Genomic DNA, 11,962 nt, shown 5'->3' on the forward strand with positions numbered 1-11,962 from the left:
TTCCCAATCAAATATCCAGCCGGGGGCATCTGAGCTTCATCACAGCAGCCAATAAAAAAGGCGCCTTGCGGCGCCTTTTGTGAGCTTAACGACTGTGCTTACCAGCCGGTCTTCTCACGCAGCGCGCTGCCGATTTCGGCCAGCGAGCGTACGGTAGTCACGCCCGCGGCTTCCAGAGCAGCGAACTTGTCGGCGGCTGTCCCCTTACCGCCGGCAATGATGGCGCCCGCATGGCCCATACGCTTACCTGCTGGTGCAGTCACACCGGCAATGTAAGAGACCACAGGCTTGGTGACGTTGGCCTTGATGTAAGCCGCCGCTTCTTCTTCGGCGGTACCGCCGATTTCACCTATCATCACTATGGCCTCGGTCTGAGGATCGTTCTGGAACATTTCCAGTACGTCGATGAAGTTGGTACCAGGGATTGGGTCACCACCAATGCCCACACAGGTAGACTGGCCGAAACCTTCGTCAGTAGTCTGCTTAACGGCTTCGTAAGTCAGAGTGCCGCTGCGGGAAACGATACCCACTTTACCTGGCTTGTGGATGTGACCTGGCATGATGCCTATTTTACATTCGCCGGGGGTGATAACACCCGGGCAGTTAGGGCCAATCATGCGCACGCCGGTTTCTTCCAGCTTCACTTTTACCTGCAGCATATCCAGAGTTGGGATACCTTCGGTGATACAAACGATCAGCTCGATACCGCCATCGATGGCTTCCAGGATAGCGTCTTTACAGAAAGGCGCAGGTACATAGATAACAGATGCAGTGGCGCCGGTGGCGGCAACAGCGTCTTTCACAGTGTTGAATACTGGCAAGCCCAAGTGAGTGGTGCCGCCTTTACCTGGAGACACACCGCCGACCATCTGAGTACCATAGGCAATCGCCTGCTCAGAATGGAAAGTACCCTGACCGCCGGTGAAACCCTGGCAGATAACCTTGGTATCTTTGTTGATTAAAACAGACATTATTTGCCCTCCGCAGCTTTAACTACTTGCTGAGCAGCGTCGGTCAGACTTGTCGCAGCAATGATATCCAAACCTGATTCGGCCAGAACTTTAGAGCCCAGCTCGGCGTTGGTACCTTCCAGACGCACAACCACAGGCACTTTCACACCGACTTCTTTCACTGCACCGATAATACCTTCGGCGATCATGTCACAACGCACGATACCACCGAAGATATTCACCAGAACGGCCTTCACATTGCTGTCAGACAGAATGATCTTGAAGGCTTCGGCAACACGTTCTTTGGTCGCGCCACCACCTACGTCGAGGAAGTTGGCTGGCTTGCCACCGTGCAAGTTAACGATATCCATGGTACCCATGGCCAGACCGGCACCGTTTACCATGCAACCTACGTTACCGTCCAGAGCCACATAGTTCAGTTCGAACTTGGCAGCGTGGGCTTCACGTGGGTCATCCTGTGAAGGATCGTGCATGTCTTTGATCTTTGGCTGACGGAACAGAGCGTTACCATCTACGCCAATCTTACCGTCCAGACAGTGCAGGTTGCCTTCGGTGGTGATCACCAGAGGGTTGATCTCCAGCAGGGCAAAGTCATGCTCCAGGAACATGGTCGCCAGACCCATAAAGATCTTGGTGAACTGCTTGATTTGAGTTGGGTTCAGACCCAGCTTGAAGCCAAGGTCACGCGCCTGGTAAGGCTGAGGACCTGTGATAGGGTCGATAATGGCTTTGTGGATCAGCTCAGGGGTCTCTTCGGCCACCTTTTCAATTTCCACACCACCTTCGGTAGAAGCCATAAACACGACGCGGCGAGTGCCACGGTCGACAACGGCACCCAGATAGAGTTCGTTGGCGATATCAGTGCAGCTTTCAACCAGGATCTTGGCAACCGGCTGACCTTTTTCATCAGTCTGATAAGTTACCAGATTCTTGCCCAGCCAATGTTCGGCAAAGGCTCTGATCTCTTCTTTGTCGCCAGTAACTTTAACGCCACCTGCCTTACCGCGGCCGCCAGCGTGCACCTGGCACTTGACTACCCACATGTTTCCGCCAATGCGACCGGCTGCTTCAACAGCTTCCTGAGCTGTGTCACAAGCATAGCCTTCTGACACTGGTAAACCATATTCGGCAAATAGGGCTTTTGCCTGATACTCATGCAAATTCATGATGATCTATCCGTATACTACGTTTTAAATCCAACCGGCCCCGAGGGGCCAGTCACGAGGTTATTGTCTGGCGGCGCTTACAAGTCCAGCAGCAGACGAGTTGGGTCTTCCAGCAGATCCTTAATGGTTACCAGGAAGCCAACTGACTCACGACCATCAATGATGCGATGGTCATATGAGAGAGCAAGGTACATCATGGGCAGGATTTCCACCTGACCATTGACTGCCATTGGGCGGTCCTTGATGGCATGCATGCCAAGGATTGCACTTTGTGGCAGGTTAAGAATAGGCGTCGACATCAAGGAGCCAAACACTCCGCCGTTGGTCACAGTGAAGTTACCACCTGTCATATCTTCCACTGTCAGCTTGCCGTCACGGCCCTTGATAGCCAGTTCGCGAACCGCTTTTTCAATATCGGCCAGGCTCATGGTATCTGTGTCGCGCAGCACAGGCGTTACCAGGCCGCGAGGCGTGGAAACGGCGATGCTGACATCAAAGTAGTTGTGGTACAGGATGTCGCTGCCATCGATAGAAGCGTTGACTTCTGGATAACGCTTCAGCGCTTCGGTTACGGCTTTCACATAGAAAGACATAAAGCCAAGACGGATGCCGTGTTTCTTCTCAAAGACTTCCTGATACTTCTTACGGATGTCCATGATAGGCTTCATGTTGACCTCGTTGAAGGTGGTCAGCATGGCGGTGGAGTTCTTGGCTTCCAGCAGACGAGTGGCGATAGTCTTGCGAAGACGCGTCATAGGTACGCGCTTCTCGCTACGATCGCCCGCCAGGGTCACAGGTGCTGTGGCAGCAGCTGCAGCTGGCTTGGCAGAGCTGGACTTAACGAAGGCTTCCACATCTTCTTTGGTGATACGGCCACCTACACCTGTGCCCTTGATTTTAGCGGCATCCAGGTTGTGTTCGGCTATCAGGCGGCGTACTGATGGGCTCAGGGCATCGTTGCCTTCTGCCGCGGCTTCTTCAGCCTTTGGCGCAGCGGCTTCAGCCTGCTCTTTGCTCACTTCCTGGCCGGCAACCGCGCCGGCGACGAAGTTGGCGATAACCTGCTCTGCCAGGACGGTATCCCCTTCCTGGAACAGCAGTTCGCTGATCTGGCCATCTTCGGGTGCTACAACTTCCAACACCACTTTATCTGTTTCAATATCAACCAGGTTCTGATCACGGGAAACCGGCTCACCAGGCTTAACGTGCCAAGTGGCGATAGTCGCGTCGGCAACAGATTCGGGCAGTACAGGTACCTTGATTTCGATACTCATGGAAAGCTTTCCTTTTTGTATAAATTTCTATTACTTCAGTTTTAATGCGCTAGTGATCAGTGATTCCTGCTGATGCGTATGCAACTCAGGGTAGCCACAGGCCGGCGCTGCAGAGGCGTCACGGCCAGCGTAGCTGAGCTGGGCACCTTTGGGAATGGCTGCCCAGAAGTGATGCTGGCTGCAATACCAGGCACCTTGGTTCTGAGGCTCTTCCTGACACCAAACAAAGTCGGTCACATGCTGATAGTCTTTCAGTGCTGTTGCCATCTCTTCGTGTGGGAAGGGATACAACTGCTCGACCCGCACCAAAGCGACGTTATCGATATTCTCTTTGCGGCGACGTTCCAGCAGCTCGTAGTAAACCTTACCGCTACAGAACACCACGCGATCGACCTTGGCGGCATCCAATGTATCGATTTCACCGATAACGTTCTGGAATTGACCATTGGCCAGCTCATCCATGGAAGACACTGCCAGCGGATGACGCAGCAGCGACTTGGGAGACATTACCACCAGCGGACGACGCATTGGACGCACCACCTGACGACGCAGCATGTGGTAAACCTGAGCCGGAGTCGAAGGCACACACACCTGCATATTGTGGTTGGCACACAGCTGCAGGAAGCGCTCCAGACGGGCACTGGAGTGCTCCGGACCCTGACCTTCATAGCCGTGAGGCAGTAACATAGTCAAACCGCACAGACGGCCCCACTTCTGCTCACCGGATGACAGGAACTGGTCAATAACCACCTGGGCACAGTTGGCAAAGTCACCGAACTGGGCTTCCCAGATAGTCAGGCCGCCTGGCTCAGCAGTGGCATAACCGTACTCGAACGCCAGCACTGAGGCTTCAGACAACACTGAGTCAGTGATGTCGATAGGGCCCTGCTCTTCGGCCACATGGCGCAGCGGCAGGTAAGTAGTGGCATCGTTCTGGTTGTGCAGCACGGCGTGGCGATGGAAGAAGGTACCACGACCCGAGTCCTGACCCGTGATCCTGACTCTTTGCTTGTCTTCGAGGATGCTGGCATAGGCCAGAGTCTCGGCAAAGCCCCAGTCCATCAGCTTCTCGCCTTTGGCCATAGCGACGCGGTCGTTATATATCTTGGCCACGCGGGAGTGCAGCTTATGGCTCTCCGGCACATAACTTATCTTGTCGGCCAGATTCTGCAGACGTTCGCGGGTCATACCGGATTCAAAAGACTCATCCCACTCGCGGTTGAGATAAGGAGTCCAGTCCACAGTGTGCAGCGTCATTGGACGCCACTCTTTGACCACACAATCCCCTTGATCCAGCGCGTCACGATAGCTGTTGATCATGGCGGTGACATCGTCGGCCGCAATGCTATTTTCGGCAATCAACTTGTCGGCGTAGATCTTACGTGGCGTTGGGTGCTTCTTGATCTTGGCGTACATCAGTGGCTGAGTCGCGCTGGGCTCATCGGCCTCGTTGTGACCATGGCGGCGGTAGCACACCAGGTCGATAACGACGTCACGCTTAAAGGTGTTGCGATAATCCACCGCCAGCTGAGATACGAAAGCCACAGCTTCAGGATCGTCAGAGTTGACGTGGAAAATCGGCGCCTGCACCATCTTGGCGATATCGGTACAGTATTCGGTTGAGCGCACATCCTGGTGGTTGGAGGTGGTAAAGCCCACCTGGTTGTTCACCACGATGCGGATAGAGCCGCCGACTTTAAAGCCACGGGTCTGAGACATATTGAATGTCTCCTGCACTATGCCCTGTCCGGCAATGGCCGAGTCACCATGGATGGTGATAGGCATTACCTGCAGGCCATCTTCGCTGCCGCGGCGATCCAGTCTGGCGCGTACCGAACCCATCACTACCGGGTTAACGATTTCCAGGTGTGAAGGGTTAAACGCCAAAGCCAGGTGAACATTGCCACCGGGCGTTTCAAAATCGGAAGAGAAGCCCTGATGGTACTTAACGTCCCCTGAACCCAGCGTCTCATGATGCTTGCCGGCAAACTCGTCAAAGAGTTCGGCAGGACGCTTGCCCAGAATGTTAACCAGAACGTTAAGACGGCCACGGTGAGCCATACCCACGACTATCTCTTTGGTACCCGCTTCACCGGCGCGATAGATAATTTCGCGCATCATAGGCACCAGCGAGTCGCCCCCTTCGAGGGAGAAGCGCTTGGCACCGGGGAATTTGGCACCCAAATATTTTTCCATGCCTTCGGCGGCATTCAATCCTTCAAGGATCCGGGTCTTGACGGCCTTATCATAGCTGCCCTTACCCAGTGAAGGTTCGAGACGTTGCTGGATCCAACGTTTCTCCTCGGTGTCGGTGATATGCATATATTCGGCGCCGATAGAGCCGCAGTAAGTCGCCTTGAGCGCCTTCACCAGCTCACCCAGTTTCAGGGTATCACCGCCATAAGCAAAAGAACCTGTGTTGAACTCCCGCTCCATATCCTCGCCGCTCAGGCCGTGGAAAGCCGGATCCAATTCAGCAACTGTGTCGCGCTTCCACAGCTCCAGTGGGTCCAGATTGGCATTCTGGTGGCCACGGAAACGGTAGGCGTTGATCAATTGCAGAACTTTTACCTGCTTGGCGTCCACATCAGGATCGGACACACGGCTGGTACCTTTGCTGCGACCTTCCTGTGCAAGAGAACGAAAATAGTCACGGATCTTGGAGTGAGAAGCTTCGGGTACATCAGCAGAGGCACCGTTCACGGGAGGGAGTTGCTCAAACACCGCACGCCAGTCATCAGATACCGAGGTGGGGTCTTCTTGGTAGGCTTCATACATCTCTTCAACGTAGGTCGAGTTCGCCCCACTCAAGTGAGATGATTCGAGCCAGGCTTTCATGCTGCCTTGGTGCATTTCTTATCCTTTCAAACTTGATACACGTGCTTAGCCATATTTTCCCTGCCTTGGCAGGGTCTCAGCCGCCCCTGGGACATCCGGATGTTACGGCCTTTTGTAGTCCTTTACACACAAAAGAGCCACTTCCTGCCCAGAGAAAGTGACTCCCTACGAGCCTATGTAGTTATTGGATTAAGCTCGTCGTCTTGCATTTATACAGCCCGCTTCAGCAACATGGACTTGATGTGTCCGATGGCCTTGGTTGGGTTCAAGCCTTTCGGACAAACATCCACGCAGTTCATGATGCCGTGGCAACGGAAGACGCTGTATGCATCATCCAGCTCGCTCAGACGCTCCTCGGTCGCAGTATCACGGCTGTCTATCAGGAAGCGATAGGCATGCAGCAGACCACTGGGGCCAACAAATTTGTCCGGGTTCCACCAGAATGATGGGCAAGCCGTAGAACAACAGGCACACATGATACATTCATACAGGCCATCCAGGTGAGCACGCTCCTCCGGTGACTGCAGATGTTCACGGGCCGGCTTCTTCTCATCATTGATGAGGTACGGCTTGATCTTCTCGTATTGCTTGTAAAACTGACTCAGGTCAACCACTAGGTCACGCACCACAGGCATACCGGGCAGAGGACGGATTTCAATCTTCTTGCCTTTGAAGGTAGACACAGGCGTGATACAGGCCAGACCGTTTTTGCCATTCATGTTCATGCCGTCGGAGCCACAAACCCCTTCACGACAAGAGCGGCGGAAAGACAGGCTTGGGTCCTGCTCTTTAAGCTTGAGCAAGGCATCCAGCACCATCATATCTGAACCTTCAGCCACTTCCAGGCTGTAATCCTGCATGTAGGGCTTAGTATCTACATCAGGATTGTAGCGATAAACTGCAATATCCAATTTCATCTTCGCAACTCCTTAGTAGGTACGCTTCTTAGGCGGGAAGGCTTCACGTGTCTTGGGCGCCATGTTCACTTCACGGGTGGACATGGTTTCGTTGACAGGGTCAAACAGGCTGTGGCACAGCCAGTTGGCGTCATCACGCTCAGGGAAGTCTTCACGGCTGTGAGCACCACGGCTCTCGGTACGGAAGTTGGCTGCGTAAGCAGAAGCGATTGCTGTCGCCATCAGGTTATCCAGTTCCAGACACTCGATACGCTGAGTGTTGAACTCTTTGGAATTGTCAGACAGCTTGGCATTGGCCAGACGCTCACGAATTTTCTGCAATTCTTTCAGGCCTTCGGCCATGGCATCACCACTACGGAATACCGAGAAGTTCAGCTGCATGCACATCTGCAGATCTTTACGGATAACCGCTGGATCTTCACCGTCTTTATTGCTTTCCCAACGATTCAGGCGCTCGAGAGACTTCTGTATGTCGGCTTCAGTCGCAGCCTTGGGATCTGCGGTTTCATCCAGCGCTTTACCCAGATGCTGACCGGCCGCACGACCGAACACCACCAAGTCGAGCAGTGAGTTACCACCCAGACGGTTGGCACCGTGAACCGATACGCAGGCGATTTCGCCCACGGCGAACAGGCCCTTGATATCTTCTTCAGTACCATCGGCGTTCTTGTGGATCACCTGACCGGATACCTTGGTTGGCAGACCACCCATCATATAGTGACAGGTCGGGATAACCGGAATTGGGCCATCGGCGGGATCTATGTGAGCAAAGGTACGGGACAGTTCGCATACGCCAGGCAGACGCGCTTCCAGGGTTTCTTTGCCCAGATGGTCCAGTTTCAGCTTCAGGTGTGGGCCCATAGGACCTTCACAACCGCGGCCTTCACGAATTTCTGTCATCATGGAGCGGGCAACCACGTCGCGGGATGCCAGGTCTTTGGCGTTGGGCGCATAGCGCTCCATGAAGCGTTCGCCGTCCTTATTGAGCAGGTAACCGCCCTCACCACGACAACCTTCAGTCACCAGAACACCGGCACCGGCAATCCCGGTTGGGTGGAACTGCCACATTTCCATGTCCTGCAGCTGAACCCCGGCACGGGCAGCCATACCAACGCCATCACCTGTGTTGATGTGGGCATTGGTGGTAGAGGCAAAGATACGACCGGCACCGCCGGTAGCCAATACAGTGGCCTTGGCTTTGAAGTAAACGATTTCACCGGTTTCAATTTCGATTGCAGTACAACCTACGATGGCACCGTCTTCGTTTTTAACCAGATCCAAGGCATACCACTCGGAGAATACCTGAGTCTTGTTCTTGACGTTCTGCTGGTACAAGCAGTGCAGCAGAGCGTGGCCGGTACGGTCAGCTGCAGCCGCGGTACGGGCCGCCTGCTCACCACCGAAATTCTTGGATTGACCGCCGAAAGGACGCTGATAAATAGTGCCGTTTTCAAAGCGTGAGAATGGTAGACCCATCTGCTCCAGCTCGATAACCGCTTCGGGGCCGGTCTGACACATGTACTCGATGGCATCCTGGTCGCCGATGAAGTCGGAACCTTTTACCGTGTCGTACATATGGTGTTCCCAGTTGTCCTCGTGGGCATTACCCAGAGCAACAGTGATCCCGCCCTGAGCCGAAACCGTGTGAGAACGTGTAGGAAAAACCTTGGACAGGAGCGCACAGCTCTTGCCTTCTTGGGAAATCTGCAGTGCTGCGCGCATGCCGGCACCACCGGCACCAATCACGACAGCGTCAAACTCGCGTACTGGAATAGCCACTTAAACACCCCACACTATTACTATGCCTGACGCCAGATAAGCAAAGGCGGTCACGACAAAGACAAACTGTAAAACCCCACGCAGTGCTACGTTTTTGACGTAGTCTGTCAGTACCTGCCAGATACCGATCCAGGCGTGGATCAGCAGCGCAATCAGCGCCAACAGAGTAAAGACTTTCATCGGCAGTGAAGCAAACAGCCCATGCCAGACGTCGTAGGTGAGAGGTGAACTGCAAGCTGCGAATCCGACCAGGAATATAGTGTAAACGGCCAGAATGACGGCGCTTGCGCGTAATAGGATGAAGTCATGAACACCACTGCGTCCAAAACTCGCTGCATTGGTTACCATACCCAGATCCCCGCTAATACAGAAAACACTGCGGTCAGGACAAATACTGCCTTGGCCGATGCTTTACCCGAAGGTAACTCTTCCCAACGACCGGTATCCATTACCAGGTGACGCAAGCCGCCCAGCAAGTGGTAAGCCAGTGCGGTCAGAATGCCCCACAGGATAAACTTCACCACGAAGTTGTCTAACAGAGATTGTACGCCTTGGAAACTCTCGGCCGATGCCAGCGAGGCATTCAGCAACCACAGGAGTATACCAACAGCGAACAGCATGATGACACCGGAAACCCGGTGCAGAATGGACACAATTGCAGTCGCCGGGAAGCGAATGGTCTGCAGATCTAAATGGACAGGTCTTTGCTTTTTCACGTTCTGCTCACTCAGCTCCATTGAGCATTTTTTTTGTTATGTGAACCGATTTTGCTCTTACACAGTTCCGTGACTGAAGTCACAGAGAAGGGTTTCACAAAAGAAAGTTGAAACAAAAAGCTAACTTGTTGACAACACACAAAATTAGTTAATTAGTGATATGCTAACCAAGCCCGCCGTTTGCAGCTCTTGCGAGCCGGAGCAAGTATACTCGCCGTAAATGTCAAATACAAACATCACATTATCCAAATTTTGTTTTTTTGAGCTTTTTTCAGGATAAGTGCTGGTGTTATCAGGGAAATTGGTCTTACCTATACCATGGTCTAACGAATTTAAACGCTTATTTAAATTGAAATGTGATCTAGATTGGCTGTAAAGTAATGGCCGTTTGACATGCCGCACTCACATAAGAATGAAGTAAGGAGAACGGGGTATGGCTGATTTAAAAGCCAAATTGGAATTACCAGGGAACGACTCGATTGAACTGCCAGTGAAACAAGGAACTGCTGGTTTCGACGTAATCGACATCAGTAAACTCGGCAGTAAAGGCTACTTTACCTTTGATCCAGGATTTCTCGCGACGGCCTCCTGTGAATCTGCAATTACCTATATCGATGGCGCACAGGGCGTATTGTTGCACCGTGGCTATCCGATAGATCAACTGGCGACAGAATCCGACTATCTGGATCTCTGTTACCTGCTGTTGTACGGCGAGCTGCCAACCAAGGCAGAGTATGAGAAGTTTGCCTACACAGTTAAAACTCACACTATGGTGCATGAGCAGTTGGCCTTCTTCTTCAGAGGCTTCCGTCGTGACGCACACCCAATGGCCATGCTTTGTGGCGTAACAGGCGCCCTGTCTTCTTTCTATCAGGACTCTCTGGATGTCAACGATGCCCGTCATCGTGAAATTGCAGCCTTCCGCCTGGTTTCCAAGATGCCGACCATTGCCGCCATGTGCTACAAGTACTCCATAGGTCAGCCGTTCGTGTACCCACGGAACGATCTGAGCTATGCCGGTAACTTCCTGTCGATGATGTTCGCGGTACCTTGTGAAGAGTACAAGGTGAACCCGATTGTTGAACGTGCCATGGATCGCATCTTTATCCTGCACGCCGACCATGAACAGAACGCTTCAACCTCTACCGTGCGTCTGGCGGGCTCTTCGGGTGCCAACCCGTTTGCCTGTATCGCTGCCGGTATCGCTTCTCTGTGGGGACCTGCCCACGGTGGTGCCAACGAAGCTTGTCTGCGTATGCTGGAAGAAATCGGCACTGTGGATCGCATCCCTGAGTTTATCGAACGCGCCAAAGACAAGGATGATCCTTTCCGTCTGATGGGCTTCGGTCACAGGGTTTACAAGAACTTTGACCCACGCGCCAAAGTGATGCGTGAAACCTGTCACGAAGTGCTGGCTGAACTCAAGGTTAACGACCCTCTGCTGGATGTCGCCATGGAACTTGAGCGTATCGCTCTGGAAGATGAATACTTCATCTCCAAGAAGCTCTATCCAAACGTCGACTTCTACTCAGGTATCATCATGAAGGCGATTGGTATTCCAACCTCCATGTTTACCGTTATCTTTGCCCTGGCCCGCACCGTTGGCTGGATTGCTCACTGGAAAGAGATGCTGGATCAGCCTGGTCACAAGATCAGCCGTCCACGTCAGCTCTACACAGGTGCCACATCCCGCGACTTCGTGGAACTGGACAAACGCTGAGCCTGACAACGCTAAGTCTAACTCATTGAAAAAAGGCGCCTTGGGCGCCTTTTTTGTGTTCAAGCATGTCGCGTGATCAAGGGGAAACCAGCCAGGCTTCGCTTTCGACAGCCAGCTGCTAGCCTTGTTCTGCAAATTGGCCTTCGCCTAACCCACTATATCTTAAGCTCACTTGCTGTTGTCTCACCTCTCAAAAGCCGGTTCACCCGCTAAAGCCGCATCCAGTACAACTCTTAATGCCACTAACTCTTAATGTCACCAACCCTTAGTGCCCGCTTCATGTTACCAAGCCTCAATAGCGCCGCCTTTAGCGAATGAGTGATTCCCTCGCTTGCCGTGAACTGTATTACACCATCAGCTCAGCGCAGTGCGGTCACTTCCCAGGCCTCAACTCAGCCGCTTGCGCAGACGCTATACTGAGCAACATTGGTAAAAATCATCACAAAATAAACTTTTTTGCTACATCGGCATCAAACACCTCAATAAGGTAGACACCAAAATATCATTAGTCATTGTTTTAAAAGGAAATTAAAAATTGGCATTGGTTTTGCTTTATCGCAACAAAGATCAAGATAAGGACT

9 protein-coding genes are annotated in these 11,962 nt (G+C 52.8%); 1 reads left to right on the forward strand and 8 read right to left on the reverse strand.

The genetic code is table 11. The features are described 5' to 3' along the window. Positions 1 to 98: 98 nt before the first annotated feature. From sucD to sdhC, 8 genes are all read right to left on the reverse strand, one after another. Complete coding sequence (sucD, locus tag ACWAU4_RS14025) at positions 99 to 971, reverse strand: succinate--CoA ligase subunit alpha (protein ID WP_025011011.1); 873 nt, start codon at positions 969 to 971, stop codon at positions 99 to 101. Further along, on the reverse strand, positions 971 to 2,137 hold the full coding sequence (gene sucC / locus ACWAU4_RS14030) for an ADP-forming succinate--CoA ligase subunit beta (protein ID WP_025888715.1): 1,167 nt from the start codon (positions 2,135 to 2,137) through the stop codon (positions 971 to 973). The genes sucD and sucC overlap by 1 nt, the downstream gene beginning before the upstream one ends. 77 nt (positions 2,138 to 2,214) lie before the next feature. Continuing rightward, a complete protein-coding gene (gene odhB / locus ACWAU4_RS14035; protein WP_028780473.1) occupies positions 2,215 to 3,411 on the reverse strand; it encodes a 2-oxoglutarate dehydrogenase complex dihydrolipoyllysine-residue succinyltransferase in 1,197 nt (398 codons plus the stop codon). Between the two features lie 30 nt (positions 3,412 to 3,441). Beyond that, positions 3,442 to 6,264 (reverse strand): 2-oxoglutarate dehydrogenase E1 component, encoded by a 2,823-nt coding sequence (gene sucA / locus ACWAU4_RS14040; RefSeq protein WP_025011013.1) that lies wholly within the window; start codon positions 6,262 to 6,264, stop codon positions 3,442 to 3,444. 194 nt (positions 6,265 to 6,458) lie between these two features. Continuing rightward, positions 6,459 to 7,166: a succinate dehydrogenase iron-sulfur subunit gene (locus ACWAU4_RS14045; protein ID WP_025011014.1), complete on the reverse strand. Its 708-nt coding sequence runs from the start codon at positions 7,164 to 7,166 to the stop codon at positions 6,459 to 6,461. Between the two features lie 12 nt (positions 7,167 to 7,178). Beyond that, positions 7,179 to 8,945 (reverse strand): succinate dehydrogenase flavoprotein subunit, encoded by a 1,767-nt coding sequence (sdhA, locus tag ACWAU4_RS14050; protein ID WP_144165788.1) that lies wholly within the window; start codon positions 8,943 to 8,945, stop codon positions 7,179 to 7,181. Next, the gene (sdhD, locus tag ACWAU4_RS14055) at positions 8,946 to 9,293 is read right to left on the reverse strand and encodes a succinate dehydrogenase, hydrophobic membrane anchor protein (protein WP_025011016.1); all 348 of its coding nucleotides are present in this window, start codon (positions 9,291 to 9,293) and stop codon (positions 8,946 to 8,948) included. After that, the gene (gene sdhC / locus ACWAU4_RS14060; RefSeq protein WP_025011017.1) at positions 9,287 to 9,682 is read right to left on the reverse strand and encodes a succinate dehydrogenase cytochrome b556 subunit; all 396 of its coding nucleotides are present in this window, start codon (positions 9,680 to 9,682) and stop codon (positions 9,287 to 9,289) included. Before sdhC ends, sdhD begins: the two co-directional genes overlap by 7 nt. A gap of 412 nt (positions 9,683 to 10,094) precedes the next feature. Between sdhC and ACWAU4_RS14065 the strand changes: the two genes are divergently transcribed. Next, complete coding sequence (locus tag ACWAU4_RS14065) at positions 10,095 to 11,381, forward strand: citrate synthase (RefSeq protein ID WP_025011018.1); 1,287 nt, start codon at positions 10,095 to 10,097, stop codon at positions 11,379 to 11,381. Positions 11,382 to 11,962: the final 581 nt, after the last annotated feature.

It is taken from the genome of Shewanella sp. FeAMO, assembly GCF_053653955.1.

Excerpts from the sequence above, each read along its gene's own strand:
- sucA (WP_025011013.1), bottom strand. The coding sequence starts at position 6,264 with ATGCACCAAGGCAGCATGAAAGCCTGGCTCGAATCATCTCACTTGAGT.
- odhB (WP_028780473.1), bottom strand. The coding sequence starts at position 3,411 with ATGAGTATCGAAATCAAGGTACCTGTACTGCCCGAATCTGTTGCCGAC.
- sucC (WP_025888715.1), bottom strand. The coding sequence starts at position 2,137 with ATGAATTTGCATGAGTATCAGGCAAAAGCCCTATTTGCCGAATATGGT.
- sdhD (WP_025011016.1), bottom strand. The coding sequence starts at position 9,293 with ATGGTAACCAATGCAGCGAGTTTTGGACGCAGTGGTGTTCATGACTTC.
- sdhC (WP_025011017.1), bottom strand. The coding sequence starts at position 9,682 with ATGGAGCTGAGTGAGCAGAACGTGAAAAAGCAAAGACCTGTCCATTTA.
- ACWAU4_RS14065 (WP_025011018.1), top strand. The coding sequence starts at position 10,095 with ATGGCTGATTTAAAAGCCAAATTGGAATTACCAGGGAACGACTCGATT.
- sucD (WP_025011011.1), bottom strand. The coding sequence starts at position 971 with ATGTCTGTTTTAATCAACAAAGATACCAAGGTTATCTGCCAGGGTTTC.
- ACWAU4_RS14045 (WP_025011014.1), bottom strand. The coding sequence starts at position 7,166 with ATGAAATTGGATATTGCAGTTTATCGCTACAATCCTGATGTAGATACT.